Below are 18,118 nucleotides of genomic sequence, written 5' to 3'. Positions count from 1 at the left end.
CGTACATCTCCGACAGCCGCACGGCGAACGCGGCGCGCAGCTGCCACTGACCGATCGCTGGCATGGTTCGGCCCTCCGGTCGGCGGCGGCGCGACCGACCATTACCCGCGGTTACTTCTTGCTCTTGGCCGATCCCGCGCTGTCGTCGCTGGAGAGCACCGCGATGAAGGCCTCCTGGGGAACCTCCACGGAACCCACCATCTTCATCCGCTTCTTGCCTTCCTTCTGCTTCTCCAGCAGCTTGCGCTTGCGGGAGATGTCGCCGCCGTAGCACTTGGCGAGGACGTCCTTGCGGATGGCGCGGATGGTCTCGCGGGCGATCACCCGGGAGCCGATGGCCGCCTGGATGGGCACCTCGAAGGCTTGGCGCGGAATGAGCTCGCGCAGCTTGGCGACGAGCCGCACGCCGTACGCGTAGGCGGCGTCCTTGTGGGTGATCGCCGAGAACGCGTCGACCTTGTCGCCGTGCAGCAGGATGTCGACCTTGACCAGGCTGGAGGTCTGCTCACCGGTGGGCTCGTAGTCCAGCGAGGCGTAACCGCGGGTCTTCGACTTCAGCTGGTCGAAGAAGTCGAAGACGATCTCCGCGAGGGGCAGCGTGTACCGGATCTCGACCCGGTCCTCGGACAGGTAGTCCATGCCCAGCAGGGTGCCGCGCCGGGTCTGGCACAGCTCCATGATCGAACCGATGAACTCGGTCGGCGCGAGGATGGTGGCCCGTACGACGGGCTCGTACACCTCGTGGATCTTCCCCTCAGGGAACTCGCTCGGGTTGGTGACCGTGTACTCCGTCCGGTCCTCCATCACCACCCGGTAGACCACGTTCGGCGCGGTGGCGATGAGGTCGAGCCCGAACTCGCGCTCCAGCCGCTCCCGGATCACGTCCAGGTGCAGCAGGCCGAGGAAGCCGACGCGGAAGCCGAAGCCGAGCGCGGCGGAGGTCTCCGGCTCGTAGACGAGCGCGGCGTCGTTGAGCTGGAGCTTGTCCAGGGCCTCGCGCAGCTCGGGGTAGTCGGAGCCGTCCAGCGGATACAGGCCGGAGAAGACCATCGGCTTGGGGTCCTTGTAGCCGCCGAGGGCCTCGGTGGCACCCTTGGCCTGGCTGGTGACGGTGTCACCGACCTTCGACTGCCGGACGTCCTTCACTCCCGTGATCAGGTAACCCACCTCGCCGACGCCGAGGCCGTCGGCGGACAGCATCTCCGGCGAGTTGGTGCCGATCTCCAGCAGTTCGTGGGTGGCGCCGGTCGACATCATCTTGATCCGCTCACGCTTGTTGAGCTGGCCGTCGATGACACGGACGTACGTCACGACGCCGCGGTAGGAGTCGTACACCGAGTCGAAGATCATGGCGCGGGCGGGCGCGTCGGCGACGCCGACCGGCGCCGGGATCTCCTCGACGACCTTGTTGAGCAGCGCGTCGACGCCCACACCGGTCTTGGCGGAGACCCGCAGCACGTCGTCCGGCTCGCAGCCGACCAGGTTCGCCAGTTCCTCGGCGAACTTCTCCGGCTGCGCGGCCGGCAGGTCGATCTTGTTGAGCACGGGGATGATCGTGAGGTCGTTCTCCATCGCCAGGTAGAGGTTGGCGAGGGTCTGCGCCTCGATGCCCTGGGCGGCGTCGACGAGGAGGATGGTCCCCTCGCAGGCCGCCAGCGACCGCGAGACCTCGTAGGTGAAGTCGACGTGCCCCGGGGTGTCGATCATGTTGAGGATGTGCGTGCTGCCCTGGTCCGGGCCCTCGGTCGGGGCCCAGGGCAGACGCACCGCCTGGGACTTGATCGTGATGCCGCGCTCGCGCTCGATGTCCATCCTGTCGAGGTACTGAGCACGCATCTGCCGCTGCTCGACCACACCGGTCAGCTGGAGCATCCGGTCGGCGAGCGTGGACTTGCCGTGGTCGATGTGCGCGATGATGCAGAAATTGCGGATCAGAGCCGGGTCGGTACGGCTCGGCTCGGGCACATTGTTAGGGGTCGCGGGCACGCAGGGTCCTGTCTCTTGAGGCGCCTTATGCCTCGGGTCGGATCGATACGTAGTCTCCATGGTCCCATGACGGGGGACCGGGGACCGGTTTGGGCCATTGTCCGGCTCGCTGGTAACGTGGCGAGCTGTGTCTCATGCCCTCTCAGCGCGAGGCACGACTTCAAGAAATCATCGGCGCGGCGCCTTCACGGATCCGTGCCAGAACCTGAAAAGGCTCTTTCGTGGCGAACATCAAGTCCCAGATCAAGCGGATCAAGACCAACGAGAAGGCTCGGCTGCGCAACAAGGCCGTCAAGTCCTCCCTGAAGACCGCGGTCCGCAAGGCTCGTGAGGCTGCTGCCGCGGGTGACGTCGAGAAGGCCACCGAGCTGCAGCGCGCTGCCGCGCGTGCGCTCGACAAGGCCGTCTCGAAGGGCGTCATCCACAAGAACCAGGCCGCCAACAAGAAGTCGGCGCTTGCTTCCAAGGTCGCTGCCCTCAAGGGCTGACATCTGATGTGACGCCGGAAGGACCCGGGCGGGCCCTCTCTCATCCGCCCCCGACCGGCACCCGAGGATCGACGCGCGGCCTGCGTTCGCCACGCGGGCGTCGATCGACAGCGTGAACCGAAGGCCCCGGCTCCTCGCCCTTCCCCAGGGCGGACGCCGGGGCCTTTCGGCATGCCGCTTTCGGCACGCCTCTTCCGGTGCACGTCTTCCGGTGCACGTCTTCCGGTATGGCCGTTACCCGCGACCGCGCGACCGCGCCGCCCGCGCGATCGTCACCACGGCCTTCTCCAGGGCGTACTCGGGATCGTCCCCGCCGCCCTTCACGCCCGCGTCCGCCTCGGCGACGGCCCGCAGCGCCACCGCGACCCCGTCCGGCGTCCATCCCCGCATCTGCTGCCGTACCCGGTCGATCTTCCACGGCGGCATCCCGAGCTCGCGCGCCAGATCGGCGGGCCGCTGCCCGCCCCGCGCCCCGGCGAGCTTCCCGATCGCCCGCACGCCCTGCGCGAGCGCGCTCGTGATCAGCACCGGGGCGACCCCGGTCGCCAGCGACCAGCGCAGCGCCTCCAGCGCCTCCGCGGTACGCCCCTCCACGGCCCGGTCGGCCACGGTGAAGCTCGACGCCTCGGCCCGCCCGGTGTAGTACCGCCCGACGACGGCGTCGTCGACGGTGCCCTCGACGTCCGCGGCGAGCTGGGTCACGGCCGACGCCAGCTCCCGCAGATCACTGCCGATGGCGTCGACGAGCGCCTGGCAGGCCTCGGGCGTGGCGGACCGCCCGAGCGCCCGGAACTCGCTCTTCACGAACGCGAGCCGGTCCGCCGGTTTCGTCATCTTCGGGCAGGCGACCTCCCGTGCCCCCGCCTTGCGCGCCGCGTCCAGCAGCGCCTTGCCCTTGACGCCGCCCGCGTGCAGCAGCACGAGGGTGATCTCCTCGGCGGGTGATCCGAGGTAGGCCTTCACGTCCTTGACCGTGTCGGCGGACAGGTCCTGCGCGTTGCGCACGACCACCACCTTGCGCTCCGCGAAGAGCGACGGGCTGGTCAGCTCGGCGAGCGTGCCGGGCTGCAACTGGTCGGGGTTCAGGTCCCGCACGTCCGTGTCGGCGTCGGCGGCCCGTGCAGCGGCCACCACCTGCTGCACGGCGCGGTCGAGCAGCAGCTCCTCCTGCCCCACGGCCAGGGTCACCGGGGCGAGCGGATCGTCATCAGCAGTCTTCTTGGCCATCGCGCCAAGCATCCCACGGCCCACTGACAACAGGGCCGGCCGCGCTCCGGCGGCCACGCGACCGCGCCGCGCTCACGGCTCCTCGCGCCAGCCGTCCCACTCCCCCGCGAACTCGTCCAGCTCCGCCGGGTCCAGCCGCCCCTGCTCGTCCCTGAGCAGCAGCAGCCACTGCGCGTCCTCGGCGTCGTCCTCCCCGGCCAGGGCGTCCCGGACCAGCCGGGGCTCCTCGTCGACACCGAACCTCGTCCCGAGGGCCTCGGAGGCCTCCTCGGCCGCGTCCCGGTCGGGCAGCACCAGCACATGCCTCACATCGCTCACGGCCCCATTCTCGGGCACCACCTGGGCAGCACCGGACACCGCCGGGCCCCGCCAGGCAGCACCGTGCGCCGCCGGAGACCGCCGGAGACCGCCGGACACCGGAACGAGCCGGCGCCGGCCGGTCCGGGCCGGAGCGTGCGACTCAGCCCTTCGGGACGATCTGCACGTCCAGGTCGACGCGGATGCTGGGCCCGACCACCGCGATCCCGCGCGCCAGCATGGTCTGCCAGCTCACGGTGAAGTCGTCGCGGTGGAGTTCGGTGCTGGCCCGGCAGGCGGCGCGCACCTCGCCCTCCATGCCGTTGCCGAGTCCGAGGTACTCCGTGTCCAGGGTGACGGTGCGCGTGACGCCGTGCAGGGACAGCGCCCCGGTGACGGCCCACCTGGTGCCGCCCTTGTGCACGAACCGTTCGCTGTAGAACTCCAGCGTCGGAAACCGCTGCACGTCCAGGAAGTCGGCCGACCGCAGATGGTCGTCGCGCATCCGGACGCCCGTGTCGATGGTCGCGGCGTCGATGACGACGTGCATGGCGGACCGCTCCATCTGCTCGGCGATCCGTACCGCGCCCGCGAACGAGTTGAACCGTCCGTGGATCCGGGCCAGACCGATGTGCCGGGCGGTGAAGCCGATCGAGGAATGCGTGCGCTCGATCTCCCAGTCCCCCGGCGCGGGCAGGTCCGGCGGCTGGGCGACCTGGAGGGTCACGTCACCGAGCGAGGCGAGGCTGTTCTCGCCCACCCGCGCCGTGGCCCGGTAGGGCGCGAAGCCCTCGGCGGACACCGCCAACCGGTACTCGCCGGCCGGCACCGTCGTCAGGAACGACCCGTAGGGGTCGGTGCCTCCGCTGACCACCGTGCGCCCCGTGGTGTCGCTGACCGCGAACTCGGCGTTCGTCACGGGCTCGTTGACCGGGTCGAGCACCCGGCAGCTCAGTACCCCGGCATCCGGCGGAGTCCGCACCGCCGCGAGGGGGCTCGTCCGTTCCGTCCGGTTCGTTCGGTTGACCATCAAGCGGCCGAACATGCTCGCCACCCCTGTACGCCTCGCCACCATCCGCTGCCGAAGAAACATTCGATCACTGATGCGGCTTTCGGGGCAACACGATCCCCCATCGCGGGAATCCGGCACTTGCGCCGTAACTACGCACATAGGCACGCTACGCACCGGTAGAAACGTGTTCTCCCACGGCACCCGAATTAGCCGTTCCGCTTGGCTTTCCCGGGATTTCGCACCGTCGGCACACGGTCCAGCTCGATCCCGAACCGCTCGCGGTAGACCCCGAGCACCTCGTCGTCGCGCTCCAACTCCCGTACGTGCCGGGTCCCGTCAGCTGCCGTCTCCGTCAACGTCCGCCCGCTGAGCGTGATCCGCCCGCCGTCCGCCGTGATCCGGGAACAGACCAGCGACTGCGTGAAGTGCGACGACGGCGAGGTGCTGTGCCACCACGCCCCGGCCGTGAAGTCCCCGAGCACCCGCGGCCGGACCTCCAGCCGGTACTGCGGCCGCCCGTCGCGCAGCACGTCCAGGTCCCCGGCGCCCACACGGTCCTCACCGCTCCCCCCGGCCCCCGCTCCGTCCGGCCCCGCCTCCGTGATCCGGAAGGTCCCGCCGGGATCGGCCTGCTCACCGCGCTCGGCGAACGCCAGCGGGTAGTGGCTGTGTGCCCCGAACCCCACGTCGGCGAGCCACTCGCCGCCGTCCACCGTCCGCACCCGCAGCGCGAGATGGTCGTACGGGATCCCCAGCCTCCCCTCCGCTCCGTACACCCGCCCCGCGAGCGGCGTCACCCCGAAACCGAGCGCGGCCAGCAGCACCGAGAAAGCGCCGTTGAGTTCGTAGCAGAACCCGCCCCGGCCCGCGCCCACCACCTTCTCCAGCAGCCGCTCCTCCGCCAGCGCCACCTCCTCGCCGAGGTGGACCGAAAGGTTCTCGAAGGGCACCGTCCGCAGGTGCCGCAGATGCAGCTCGCGCAAGGCGTCGGCGGTGGGCCGGGCGGGGCGGGCGACCCCCAGCCGACGGAGGTAGGCGTCGATCTGTGCGGAGTTCACCGAGTTCATGCCCTCAGTCTCTCGTCACACGCAGTTCCCCCGCCTCCCCGCCCATGCGGCCGCCGGTCACGGCGAGCGCCCCGTCCCGGTCGGTGCGCAGCACCACCGCCCCGACGGCCCGCAGCGCGGCCACCGTGCCCGGTGCCGGATGCCCATAGGGGTTGTCCACCCCGCACGAGACGAGCGCGACCCGGGGCGCCACCAGCCGCAGCAACTGCGGATCCTGGTACGCGGACCCGTGATGGGCCACCTTCAGCACGTCCACCCGGCCCAGCCCGGCAGCGGCCGGAGATCTCAGCAGCTCCTGCTGGGCCGGGGGTTCGAGGTCCCCGAGCAGCAGCATCCGCAGTCCGGCCGAACGGACCAGCAGGGCGACACTGGCGTCGTTCGGTCCGTCCGGCTCCGGCGCCGGCTCCGGGGGCGGCCACAGCACCTGCCACTCCAGCGGCCCGGTCCTGCGCCGCTCCCCGGCGACCGCCCGCGTGACGGGGACCCGGTGCTCGGCGGCCTCCCTTCTGACGAACTCGGCCTGGTCCGCGGGCTCCTCGAACCCGGTCGTCTCGATCTGCGCCACCTCACGCCCGCGCAGCACCCCGGGCAGCCCCGCGACGTGGTCGGCGTGGAAGTGGGTGAGGACGACAAGCGGGATCCGGGTGATGCCGAGCTCCCGCAGGCAGTGGTCGACCAGCGCCGGATCGGGCCCGGCGTCCACCACCACGCCCGTGCCCGCGCCCGCCGCGAGCACGGTCGCGTCGCCCTGCCCGACGTCGCACATCGCCAGCCGCCAGCCGGGCGGTGGCCAACCCGTGACCACCCGGGTCAGCGGCGCCGGCCGTACCACCAGCAGCACCAGGAGCACCCCCAGCGCCCCGCACCACCACGGATGCCGCAGCAACCGCCGCCCCAGCAGGACGACGACCACCGTCACCGCGGCCAGCAGCAGGGCCCCCGCCCAGCTCCCGGGCCAGTCCACCCCGGCACCCGGCAGCCCGGCCCCGGTCCGGGCGATCCCCGCGATCCACCCGGCCGGCCAGCCCGCGCACCATGCCAGCGCCCTGGCGACCGGCATCGCCACCGGAGCCGCCACGAGCGCCCCGAACCCCAGGACTGTGGCCGGTGCGACCGCGATCTCCGCCAGCAGATTGCAGGGCACCGCCACCAGACTCACCCGCGCCGACAGCACCGTGACCACCGGCCCGCACACCGCCTGCGCCGCCGCGGCCGCCGCCAGCCCCTCGGCCAGCCGCTCCGGCACCCCGCGCCGCCGCAGCGCCTCGCTCCACCCGGGCGCCAGCATCAGCAGCGAACCGGTGGCCAGCACCGACAGCAGGAAGCCGTAACTGCGGGCCAGCCACGGGTCGTACAGCACCAGCAGCAGCACCGCCGTCGCCAGGGCCGGCACCAGCGACCTGCGGCGGCCGGTGGCCAGGGCGAGCAGGGCGACCGCTCCGCAGGCCGCGGCCCGCAGCACGCTGGGGTCCGGCCGGCACACGACGACGAAGGCCAGCGTGAGCGCCGACGCGAACAGTGCGGTCGCCCGCAGCGACAGCCCGAGGCGTGGGGCCAGCCCCCGGCGCTCGGTCTGCTGGGCCAGTCCCGGCGGTCCGATGAGCAGGGCGAGCAGGATGGTGAGGTTGCTGCCCGACACCGCGAGGGTGTGCGTGAGGTCGGTCGCCTCGAACGCCTCGTCCAGGTCCGGGGTGATCCGTGAGGTGTCCCCGACGACCAGACCGGGCAGCAGTGCCCGCGCGTCCTCGGGCAGCCCCTCGGTCGCCTCTCGCAGCCCGGCCCGTAACCGCCCGGCCAGCCGCTGCGGCCCGTTCGGCTCCCCCACCACCACCGGTGCGGGGCGCTCCCGTACCCGAAGCACGGCCGCGACTCGGTCCCCGCCGGCCGTGGCCGGCGCCAACCGTCCGCTCACCCGCAGCCGCGTCGAGGGCAGCAGCCCGAGCCAGCGCGCCCGGCCGCCACCCCCGGGTGCCGGCAGGCCATCGTCCACGACGACCAGCACCGGCGAACGTGTCGTCATCTCCGTCCCGTCGCCCCGCTCCACCCGCCGCACCTCGCCGCGCACCAGCACGGCAGCCGAGGTGGCGCGGTCGCCCCGCACGCGTGGCCAGGCGGCCCAGGGATCCCCTGTGAGCTCCACCTCCGCGGTCACGGTGGCGTACGCGCGGGCCAGCCCGGGAACCGGTCCGCGGCGTACGTCCGCCCCGTGCAGCCCCGCGGAGGCGGCCGCTCCGGCGACACACAGGAGCAGCGCTCCGGCCGACGCCCGTCGCCATGCGGGCCGGGCGGCGGCACCGGCGGTGATTCCGCCCGGCCGGGAGCGCGCCCCGGCGAGACGCAGCAGAACAGCCCCACCGATCAGACAGGCGAGGGCGGTCCCGGCCGTCCATTCCGGTGGCGCGCCCAGTGCCGACGCGGCCGTCGCCCAGACGGCGAGCGCGGGCGGCACCAGCCGCAGGTCGGCCCGCGCGTCCTGCCCGGCGCCCTCGCCCCGGTGGCTCATGGCCGGACCAGGTCTCGCAGGTCGGAGTAGCGGCGGTCGCCGATGCCCTTGACCTGGCGGAGTTCGTCGACCGAGCGGAAACCGCCGTGCTGGGTGCGGAAGTCGACGATGTGCTGGGCCAGCACCGGGCCGACCCCGGGGAGGGCGTCGAGCTGTTCGACGGTCGCGGTGTTCAGGGAGACCGGCGCGGACGGGCCCGCTCCCGTCGCCGTACCGCCTGCTGCCTGGCCCGGTGCGACGGGCGGGGCCGGGCCCCCGACGACGATCTGTTCGCCGTCCGTGAGGAAGCGGGCCCGGTTGAGTCCGTCGGTGTCCGTGCCGGGCCGTACCCCGCCGGCCGCCCGCAGCGCGTCGGTCACCCGGGACCCGGCCGGCAGCGTGTGCACCCCCGGATTGCGGACCTTCCCGGTGACGTCCACCACGATCTCCCCACCGGGCCTGCCGGGCCCGCCCGGCCCGCCGGTCGCGCCGGTCGCGCCGGAGCCGGGCAGGCCGGCCGGCCCGTCGAGGGCACCGGGCGCCGCGGCGGTACCGGCTCCGGCCGAGCCGGCACCGGCGGCCGGATCCCGCTCCTCGGTCTTCTCGTACGGTGCCTGGGCGCGCACCACCTCCGGAGCGCTCACGGACTCGGTCCGGCCCGACCAGAAGTGCTGCACGGCCAGCGCCGTGGCCACGACGAGGACCACCCCCAGGGCGACCGCGCCGCGGCGTTCCAGCCCGCAGCGCGTCTGCAGCCACACCGGCATCCGCTCCCGTACGGCCGCCCCGACCCGGGACCGCAGCCCCGGCTGCGCCGGCGCGCGCCGCGCCGTGGTCTCACCGGCCAACGCGCGGGCCGATGACATCACGGCCGCCGCCGTGGACAGCGCCGCCGCGGCGGTGCGCACTCCCGCCGTGGCCGTACGCACCGCGGTCGTCGCCGCGGTCAGTCCGGTCGCCGCACCGGTGCCGGTCACCGTCTTGGCGCTGGGAGGTCCTTGCCCGGACACCGGCCTGACGACGGCCCGTTCCCCGAAGAGGAGTTCCGCACGGCGGCGCAGTTCGTCGGCCGGGGCCGGGCGGTGGCGGACCCGGGCCCGGACCGGGGACCGCAGGTGCCGGGTGCGGCCGTCGGAGGTGGGGCCCCGGCCCGGGCCACTGGTCGCATGTGTCTCGTGTGAGCGTGATCGAAGTGCCATGCCACGAGGATCGGGCTTCCCGCCCCGCCGCGATGATCTTGCTCAGTTTCCGTGGACGGCCGCCGGTTTGTGGACAACTCCGTCACTCGTACGAGTGATTACGCCGAGGCTCGCGCTCAGGATCCACAGGTCACCGCAGCGAGACGATCGCCCCGAGCAGCCCGGGGCCGGTGTGCGCCCCGATGACCGCGCCGACCTCGCTCACATGCAGGTCGACGAGTCCGGGCACCCGCGCCCGCAGTCGGTCGGCGAGAGCCGCGGCACGGTCGGGGGCGGCGAGATGGTGGACGGCGACGTCCACCTCGGCGCCGCCCGCACGCTCGGCGGCGAGCTCCTCGAGACGGGCGATGGCCCGGGACGCCGTCCGCACCTTCTCCAGGAGCTCGATCCGGCCGCCGTCCAGCTGGAGCAGTGGCTTCACGGCGAGCGCGGAGCCCAGCAGGGCCTGGGCGGTGCCGATGCGTCCGCCGCGGCGCAGATAGTCGAGGGTGTCGACGTAGAAGTACGCGGAGGTACCGGCGGCCCGCTTCTCCGCGGCCGTGACGGCCTCGTCGACGGTGCCGCCCGCCTCGGCGGCCTCGGCGGCCGCGAGCGCGCAGAAACCGAGGGCCATCGCGACCATCCCGGTGTCCACCACCCGCACCGGGACGGGTGCCTCGCGGGCGGCGACGACCGCCGCGTCGTAGGTGCCCGACAGTTCTGCGGACAGGTGGAGCGAGACGATGCCGGCGGCCCCCGCCCCGGCCACCCTGCGGTAGGTCTCGGCGAACACCTCCGGACCGGGCCGGGACGTGGTGACGGATCGACGCTTCTGCAGGGCCTGGGCCAGGGAACGGGTCGAGATCTCGGTGCCCTCTTCGAGCGCCCGGTCGCCGAGCACCACGGTCAGCGGGACCGCGGTGATGCCGTGGCGTTCCACCGTCCGCGGCGGCAGGTAGGCCGTTGAATCGGTGACGATCGCGACATGGCAGGACATGAGCTGGAGGTTACCTGGCGTAGCCCGCACGCGGCAGCCCGCCCCCGGCCGCCCGGACCGGAGCCGGCCGGGTCAAGTGGTGCTCTCCGGCCGGGGCTTCTTCTGCCAGGGGTACGCCCGAGGCCGGACCGGCGGGGTGATCGCGGCCTGCCCCGGCTTCTCGCCCGCGGCGGAACGCGGTTGCCCGGGCCAGGTCTGCGGGTCGCCGGGGCCGACGGCTGCCTCGGGCCACGGCGGTGTCTGCGCGGTCGGATCCGGACGGGTCCAGTGGCGCAGGGCGTCCGCCTCGACGCCGATCTGGGTGCTCAGCGAGTCCAGCTCGTCGTCGGCGAAGCGGCGGGCCCGGTCGCGGGCCGCCCAGCGCAGCGCGTCCGCGGATTCGGTGATGCGCTCGGCACGCCGACGCAGCTCGGGCAGTCGCGCGGCGAGCGTGACCCGGTCCGGTTCCGACTCCAGGCGCCTGAGCTCGCCGTCCAGTTCATGTCCGTGCGCGCTCAGGCGCTGGAAGAGACCGAGGGACTCCTTCAGCGACTCGTCCTCGGTGGCGCCCGCGTGCAGCGCGTCCTGGGTGGCCCGCATCGAGGTGCGCAGGGCGAGCCGGAGCTGGGCGATCTCGCCCGCCGGACCGAGCTGGACCACGGATTTGGCGCGCAGCGTGTGCTCCTCGACCGTGCGCCGGGCCTGGCTGATCGTGCGGTCCACCCCGCGCTTGGCGGCGCCGACCGCCTTGACGGTGACGTACGCCCCGGCGGCGACGAAGAGCAGGAAGAGGACGGCGAATATGGCGATCACTGTTTCCACGGTGCTCCTCCTCGCTGCCCACCGCCCCGGCCGTTTCCCGGCACGGCGTGGGTGGCCGTGCCTCTCAACGGTAAACGCACCGGGCAGGCCCGGGGTTCCGGAAAAACCCCGAACCTGCCCGTAGGGGACCACCCGGAGGTGGCCGACGGTGTCATGCCGTGACGATGTTCACCAGCTTCGGCGCGCGCACGATCACCTTGCGGATCCCGGCGCCGCCCAGCGCCTTCACGACCGTCTCGTCGGCCAGCGCCGCCTTCTCCAGTTCCTCCTCGGAGATGGCCGGCGGCACCTCCAGGCGGGCCTTGACCTTGCCCTTGATCTGTACGACGCAGGTCACGGTCTCGTCGACGAGGTAGTTCGGGTCGGCGACCGGGAAGTCCCGGTGCACGACCGAGTCGGTGCGGCCCAGCTTGCGCCACAGCTCCTCGGCGATGTGCGGGGCCAGCGGCGCGATCATCAGCACCAGCGGCTCGGCCACCGATCGCGGTACCGCGCCGCCCGCCTTCGTCAGGTGGTTGTTCAGCTCGGTCACCTTGGCGATGGCGGTGTTGAAGCGCAGACCCTCCAGGTCCTGGCGGACGCCGTCGATCGCCTTGTGCAGGGCACGCAGCGTCTCCTCGTCCGGGTCGGCGTCAGTGACGGTGACCTCACCGGTGGCCTCGTCGACGATGTTGCGCCACAGCCGCTGCAGCAGACGGAACTGGCCGACCACCGCGCGCGTGTCCCACGGCCGGGAGACGTCCAGCGGGCCCATCGCCATCTCGTACAGGCGCAGCGTGTCGGCGCCGTACTCGGCGCAGATCTCGTCCGGAGTCACCGCGTTCTTCAGGGACTTGCCCATCTTGCCCAGCAGGCGGGTGACCTTCTCGCCCTGGTGGTAGTACTCGCCGTCCAGTTCCTCGACCTCGGCGGCGGGCACCGGGAAGCCGCGGCCGTCGCGGTAGACGTAGGCCTGGATCATGCCCTGGTTGAACAGCTTGTGGAACGGCTCGGCGGACGACACGTGTCCCAGGTCGTACAGGACCTTCGACCAGAAACGGGCGTACAGCAGGTGCAGCACGGCGTGCTCGGCGCCGCCGACGTACAGGTCGACACCGCCGTGCGGCATGTTCTCGCGCGGGCCCATCCAGTACTGCTCGATCTGCGGGTCGACCAGCTGTTCGCTGTTGTGCGGGTCCAGGTAGCGCAGCTCGTACCAGCAGGAACCCGCCCAGTTGGGCATGGTGTTGGTCTCGCGGCGGTACTTCTTCGGTCCATCGCCCAGGTCCAGGGTCACGTGGACCCATTCCTCGTTGCGCGACAGCGGGGTCTCGGGCTGGGTGTCGGCGTCGTCCGGGTCGAAGGTGCGCGGCGAGTAGTCCTCGACCTCGGGCAGTTCCAGCGGCAGCATCGACTCGGGCAGCGCGTGGGCGACGCCGTCCTCGTCGTAGACGATCGGGAAGGGCTCGCCCCAGTAGCGCTGGCGGCTGAACAGCCAGTCGCGCAGCCGGAAGTTGACGGTGCCTTCGCCGATGCCCTTGCGGGCCAGCCACTCGGTGATGCGAGCCTTGGCCTCGGCGACCGGCAGACCGTCCAGCTTGAGGTCGTCGTGGGAGGAGTTGATGATCTTCGCGTCGTACGAGGCGAAGGCGTCCTCCCATGTCGACGTGTCGGTGCCGCGGCCGTCGGTCGGCTCGACGATGCAGACGATCGGCAGCTCGAAGGCGCGCGCGAACTCGAAGTCGCGCTGGTCGCCGGCCGGTACGGCCATGATCGCGCCGGTTCCGTAGCCCATCAGCACGTAGTCGGCGATGAACACAGGGATCCTGTCGCCGTTGACCGGGTTGGTCGCGTACGCGCCGGTGAACACACCGGTCTTGTCCTTGGCCTCGGCCTGCCGTTCCACGTCGGACTTGGCTCCGGCCTGCGCGCGGTAGGCGGCGACGGCCTCGGCGGGGGTGGCGTGGCCGCCGGTCCACACGTCGTGGGTGCCCTCGGGCCAGGCCACCGGGACGAACCGGTCGACCAGCGGGTGCTCGGGGGCCAGCACCATGTAGGTCGCGCCGAACAGGGTGTCCGGGCGGGTGGTGAAGACGGTGATCTTCTCGCCGTCGATCGGGAAGTCGACGCGGGCGCCCTCGCTGCGGCCGATCCAGTTGCGCTGCTGCAGCTTGATGGCCTCGGGCCAGTCCAGCTCGTTCAGGTCGTCCAGCAGCCGGTCGGCATAGGCGGTGATGCGCATGTTCCACTGGCGCAGCTTGGCCTTGAAGACGGGGAAGTTGCCGCGCTCGGAACGGCCGTCGGCGGTGACCTCCTCGTTGGCCAGCACGGTGCCCAGGCCGGGGCACCAGTTGACCGGCGCGTCGGAGGCGTAGGCCAGGCGGAACTCGCCCAGCACGTCGGCGCGCTCACCGGCGGCCAGCTCGTTCCACGCGCGCGTGTGGCCCGGTACGGCTCGCTCACCGGACTCGAACTGGGCGATCAGCTCGGAGATCGGGCGGGCCTTCTTCGCCTCGTCGTCGTACCAGGAGTTGAAGATCTGCAGGAAGATCCACTGGGTCCACTTGTAGTAGTCCGGGTCGATCGTGGCGAAGGCCCGGCGCTTGTCGTGGCCCAGGCCCAGCCGGCGCAGCTGGACCTTCATGTTCTCGATGTTGGCCTCGGTGGACACGCGCGGGTGCGTGCCGGTCTGCACGGCGTACTGCTCGGCGGGCAGGCCGAAGGCGTCGAAACCCAGGGTGTGCAGGACGTTGTGGCCGGTCATCCGCTGGAAGCGGGCGTAGACGTCGGTGGCGATGTATCCCAGCGGGTGGCCGACGTGCAGGCCCGCACCGGACGGGTACGGGAACATGTCCATGATGAACTTCTTGGGCCTGGCGGCCAGCTCCGGGTCACCGGCCAGGTCTCCCGTGGGGTTGGGTGCCGCGTAGGTGCCGTCGGCGTCCCAGAAGTCCTGCCAGCGTGCCTCGATCTCGGACGCCAGGGCGGCCGTGTAGCGGTGCGGCGCGGCCTCCGCCGACGTGGCGGCGGCAGCGGGGTTCGTCTCGCTCATGATCCTCAAAGCTCCATCGGTCGTCTCTGCCAGCGGCTGCGAACTTCTAGAAACGAAAAATCCCCTCGCACAGGAGGGGACGCCGCGCCGATGCCGACCCACCGTTTCGTCCGGCGGTCGGGACTGATCAGCGCGGCCCGCTAAGCAGAAGGCGTACGGCACGCATGGCGTCAGGGTACCGCAGCGCTTGAGCAACCCGCGACGCGCTTGCGTATCACTGATGGACACGTGCGTCTGAGGCGACCATCGGGACGAGAGTTGAACCAGGTTCAAAAATTACTTCGCGTACCGTCCCCTAAGGGACACCACAAGGGATGCATCACCCTTTGATAACAACGCAATAACTCAAACCTCGTACTGATCGGTATGGCGCCACTTAGGCTGCGGCACCGGGACCGCTTTCCCGAACTGCTCGGAGTTGCCCCCATGAACCCTCGTCGTAGTAACAGCTCGCTCCCCAAACCTGGCCGTTCGGCCTATGGGGTGGCATCCGCTGTCGTCCTGCTGCTGATACCCATCGTCGTCCTCGCGGGCGGCGACTGGCTGCAGCAGTTCCTGAACTTCGGTGCGGGCGTCCTGGCGCTCGTCTGCCTGACCTGCTCGTGCATCTGGGGCCTGGTGGCCCAGGACCGCATCCTCCTCAACATCCGCCAGCGGATCGTGGCCCAGGCCATCCACCGGGTCACCGCGGTGGGCTCGATCGCGTTCCTGCTCGTGCACATCGGCGTGAAGATCGCGCTGGACCACGCCGACTGGATCGCCGCACTGATCCCCTTCGGCTGGGTGATCACCGGGGGCGGCGGCGCGAACCCGGGCAGCGCCACCCTCATCGGCATGGGCTCCCTGGCCGCGTACCTCATGATCTTCGTGGGCATCACCGGTGCGCTGCGCAACCAGTTCGCCGCGCCCGCCGTGGTGGCCGCCCGCTGGCGCGCGATGCACATGCTGGCCTACCCGGCCCTGTGCTTCGCCCTGCTCCACGGCCTCTTCGCGGGCCGCCCGGCGAAGACGTTCTTCATGGTGTCCTACGAGCTGTGCCTGGCCGGAATCATGGCGGCTCTCGCTCTGCGTGCCGCGCCCCGGCCGTTCAAGCGCCGCTTCGCCGACCGGCTCGTCACGCTCCTCGGGGACTCGGAGCGGTCGCGTCTGAACGACCTCGACGCGAGCCGCGCCCGAGTCGGCGAGTCCGGGCTGCCCGGCTACGACGCCCCCCGCGAGCGCGACCCCAGGCCGTCGCGTGCCGACACCGCGTCCACGCAGTCGAACCCGCTGTTCCCGTCCGCCGCCCCCGGCCCCGAGCCGGCCTCCGGCTTCGCCGCCGCCTACCGGGCCACGAACACCCCTGGGCAGCCCCAGTCGCCGTTCGCCGCGGGCCAGACCGCGCGCATGGAGCGCATGGACAGCCCGTCCAGCACCTCGGGCAGCTGGCCGATCCCGTCACCGCCCCCGGTCGGCGAGGCACCCCCGTCGGCGTACGACCCGCTTCGGGACACCGGATACAACATCCCGGCGTATGGCAATCCGGGCGCCGCTGGCACGACCGGACGTGATGTGTACGACACGGGTGAGACGAATGCCCGGTACGGGACGTACAACTCGAATGACACATACAACAGCGGTCCCGCCAACGAACCAGCGCCCGGTGCTTCCTTCGACGCCCCGGGTTCGGGCGAACCTTGGAACACGCCTTCCGGAGGCTATAGGTGAACGAGGCCCTGCCCGACGTACCAGAAGTCCGCGTGGTCGGCCTTCCTCAGCTCACGTCGGGCTTCGACCTTGTCGAAAGACTCGATCTGCCCATGCACCTCAAGGTGCACGGGCCGCTTGAGCCCTTGGGCGGGGAGCAGCTCGCGCAGCTCTCCGAGCGCATCAACCTGAAGGGCCGCGGCGGCGCGGGCTTCCCCTTCCACAAAAAGCTGCGCTCGGTCGCCGAAGCGGCGATCAAGCGCGGTGTACGGCCGGTCGTCGTCGTCAACGGCAGTGAGGACGAGCCGGCCTGCCGCAAGGACACGGTGCTGATCAACCGTGCCCCGCATCTGATCCTGGACGGTGCGCTGCTGTGCGCCGAGGCGCTGGGTGCCCGCACGCTCGTGATCGGCGTCACCCGGGAGTCCACGCAGCGCTCCATGGAGCAGGCGCTCGCCGAACGCGGTCTGAGCAACGGCCGGCGTTCGGCACTGAAGGCGTTCGTCCAGCGCAACCCGGTCCGTATGGTCACCGGCGCCGCCGCGTCGCTGATCCGCTCGATCGACGGCGGGCCCGCGATCCCGCCCGGCCGGAAGACCAGTGCCTCGCAGAACGGTGTCGGCGGCGCGCCCACGCTGCTGTCGAACGCGGAGACGTTCGCGCAGCTGGCGATCGCCGCCCGGATCGGTCCGGAGCGTTACGGCAACACCGGCCTGTACGACGAGCCGGGCACCGTCATGCTGACGGTCTCCGGCGCGGTCGCCCGTCCCATGGTGATCGAGGTGCCCACGGGCGTGCCGCTGCGCTACGTGCTGCAGCTGGCGGGCGCCCCGCCGGTGCCGCAGGGTGTGCTGACCGGCGGCTACCACGGCAAGTGGATCGACGCGGCCACGGTCAACGAGGCGATCGTCTCCCGCAACTCGCTCGACGCGGTGGGCGGTGCGCTGGGCGCCGGCGCCATCCTGCCGATCACGCAGGAGACCTGCCCGCTGGGCGAGTCGCTGCGGGTCGCCCAGTGGCTCGCGGAGGAGAGCGCGGGACAGTGCGGTCCCTGCTACCTGGGTCTGCCGGCGGCCGCGCGCGGCATGGAGGACATCCTCAACGGCGGCGGGCCGGCCGCCCTGGAAGCGCTCAAGCAGGTCGCGAAGAACGTGAAGCGGCGCGGTGCGTGCTCGCACCCGGACGGTTCCGCGATGTTCCTCGAGTCGACGATCAAGGCGTTCACCGACGACCTGGCCGCGCACGTGCTCGGCAACGGCTGCGGGCGGCCCGTGGAGGGCGTTCTGCCGCTCTTCGAGGACGGCAAGATGCCTACGGGCATTCCGGGCGGCGGAGAGCCCGAGGACAACGGTGGCGGCAGCCGGCAGAAGATCTACGTCGACTGGACGCTGTGCCGGGGCCACGGCCTGTGCGCGGACATCCTCCCGGAGGTCTTCGAGCTGGGTGCGGACGGTTTCCCGACGGTCGCGCAGGCCAAGGTGCCGCGGTTCGCGGAGGCCAAGGCGATACGCGCGGTGCGGCGCTGCCCGGCGCTCGCCCTGCGTATCGAGGAGGACACGCGCTCGCAGGCGCCGGCCAAGAACCTGCCGGTTCTCTCGCAGGGCCGCGGTCGCCGGGCGCTGGGGCGCTGACGCCAGGGCGTCGATCAGCGCGCGTCACCGCGCGCCTGTGGGGCGGGTCACCCTGATCGGGGTGGGCCGCCCCACGCGCGCGAGGAGCCCGGACCGGGCGAGTCCCCGCGGACCCGGGCCACCCACAGGGTTGAGAATGTTCCGGGACAACGCGGAACAACCCGGAACAACGTCGAGGGGGGGGGCGCCCGGGGGGGTGGGGGGCGGCGGGGTGGCCGGCGCGGAGGTCTCCGGG

Annotated in this window: 13 protein-coding genes; 3 read left to right on the top strand and 10 right to left on the bottom strand. The window is 71.9% G+C overall.

Translation table 11 applies throughout. From position 1 onward, the window contains the following. Window positions 1–111: 111 nt before the first annotated feature. On the bottom strand, window positions 112–1,986 hold the full coding sequence (lepA, locus tag AB0M11_RS38560; protein ID WP_365713120.1) for a translation elongation factor 4: 1,875 nt from the start codon (window positions 1,984–1,986) through the stop codon (window positions 112–114). 221 nt (window positions 1,987–2,207) lie between these two features. Between lepA and rpsT the strand changes: the two genes are divergently transcribed. Beyond that, window positions 2,208–2,474 (top strand): 30S ribosomal protein S20, encoded by a 267-nt coding sequence (gene rpsT, locus AB0M11_RS38555; RefSeq protein ID WP_365713118.1) that lies wholly within the window; start codon window positions 2,208–2,210, stop codon window positions 2,472–2,474. Window positions 2,475–2,708: 234 nt separating this feature from the next. On the opposite strand, the gene holA is transcribed toward rpsT, so the two are convergent. From holA to leuS, 9 genes are all read right to left on the bottom strand, one after another. Next, window positions 2,709–3,701 carry a DNA polymerase III subunit delta gene (gene holA / locus AB0M11_RS38550; RefSeq protein ID WP_365713116.1) on the bottom strand — a complete coding sequence of 331 codons (993 nt, stop codon included), beginning with the start codon at window positions 3,699–3,701 and terminating at the stop codon, window positions 2,709–2,711. Window positions 3,702–3,773: 72 nt separating this feature from the next. Beyond that, window positions 3,774–4,019, bottom strand: coding sequence for a hypothetical protein (locus tag AB0M11_RS38545; protein WP_365713114.1), 246 nt, complete (start codon window positions 4,017–4,019; stop codon window positions 3,774–3,776). A gap of 142 nt (window positions 4,020–4,161) precedes the next feature. Then, window positions 4,162–5,043 (bottom strand): YceI family protein, encoded by an 882-nt coding sequence (locus tag AB0M11_RS38540; protein WP_365713112.1) that lies wholly within the window; start codon window positions 5,041–5,043, stop codon window positions 4,162–4,164. Between the two features lie 173 nt (window positions 5,044–5,216). Further along, on the bottom strand, window positions 5,217–6,068 hold the full coding sequence (locus AB0M11_RS38535; protein WP_365713122.1) for an arylamine N-acetyltransferase: 852 nt from the start codon (window positions 6,066–6,068) through the stop codon (window positions 5,217–5,219). Between the two features lie 13 nt (window positions 6,069–6,081). Next, window positions 6,082–8,580 (bottom strand): ComEC/Rec2 family competence protein, encoded by a 2,499-nt coding sequence (locus AB0M11_RS38530; RefSeq protein WP_365713110.1) that lies wholly within the window; start codon window positions 8,578–8,580, stop codon window positions 6,082–6,084. Next, the gene (locus AB0M11_RS38525) at window positions 8,577–9,758 is read right to left on the bottom strand and encodes a ComEA family DNA-binding protein (protein WP_365713108.1); all 1,182 of its coding nucleotides are present in this window, start codon (window positions 9,756–9,758) and stop codon (window positions 8,577–8,579) included. Before AB0M11_RS38525 ends, AB0M11_RS38530 begins: the two co-directional genes overlap by 4 nt. A gap of 130 nt (window positions 9,759–9,888) precedes the next feature. Further along, complete coding sequence (locus tag AB0M11_RS38520; protein ID WP_365713106.1) at window positions 9,889–10,734, bottom strand: DegV family protein; 846 nt, start codon at window positions 10,732–10,734, stop codon at window positions 9,889–9,891. Window positions 10,735–10,806: 72 nt separating this feature from the next. Continuing rightward, window positions 10,807–11,535, bottom strand: a complete 729-nt coding sequence (locus AB0M11_RS38515; RefSeq protein ID WP_365713103.1) for a hypothetical protein — start codon at window positions 11,533–11,535, stop codon at window positions 10,807–10,809. A 151-nt stretch (window positions 11,536–11,686) separates the two neighbouring features. Continuing rightward, window positions 11,687–14,566, bottom strand: a complete 2,880-nt coding sequence (gene leuS, locus AB0M11_RS38510) for a leucine--tRNA ligase (protein WP_365713101.1) — start codon at window positions 14,564–14,566, stop codon at window positions 11,687–11,689. Between the two features lie 426 nt (window positions 14,567–14,992). Here leuS and AB0M11_RS38505 point away from each other — a divergent pair, with 426 nt between their 5' ends. Continuing rightward, window positions 14,993–16,273, top strand: a complete 1,281-nt coding sequence (locus AB0M11_RS38505) for a cytochrome b/b6 domain-containing protein (protein WP_365713099.1) — start codon at window positions 14,993–14,995, stop codon at window positions 16,271–16,273. Beyond that, window positions 16,270–17,883, top strand: a complete 1,614-nt coding sequence (locus AB0M11_RS38500; RefSeq protein WP_365713097.1) for an NADH-ubiquinone oxidoreductase-F iron-sulfur binding region domain-containing protein — start codon at window positions 16,270–16,272, stop codon at window positions 17,881–17,883. Before AB0M11_RS38505 ends, AB0M11_RS38500 begins: the two co-directional genes overlap by 4 nt. Window positions 17,884–18,118: the final 235 nt, after the last annotated feature.

Origin of the sequence: Streptomyces sp. NPDC051987, assembly GCF_040680735.1 — a bacterium.
Lineage (GTDB): Bacteria > Actinomycetota > Actinomycetes > Streptomycetales > Streptomycetaceae > Streptomyces.
The sequence above is the reverse complement of the archived record's forward strand: the minus strand, read 5'-3'. Positions and strand labels throughout refer to the sequence as shown.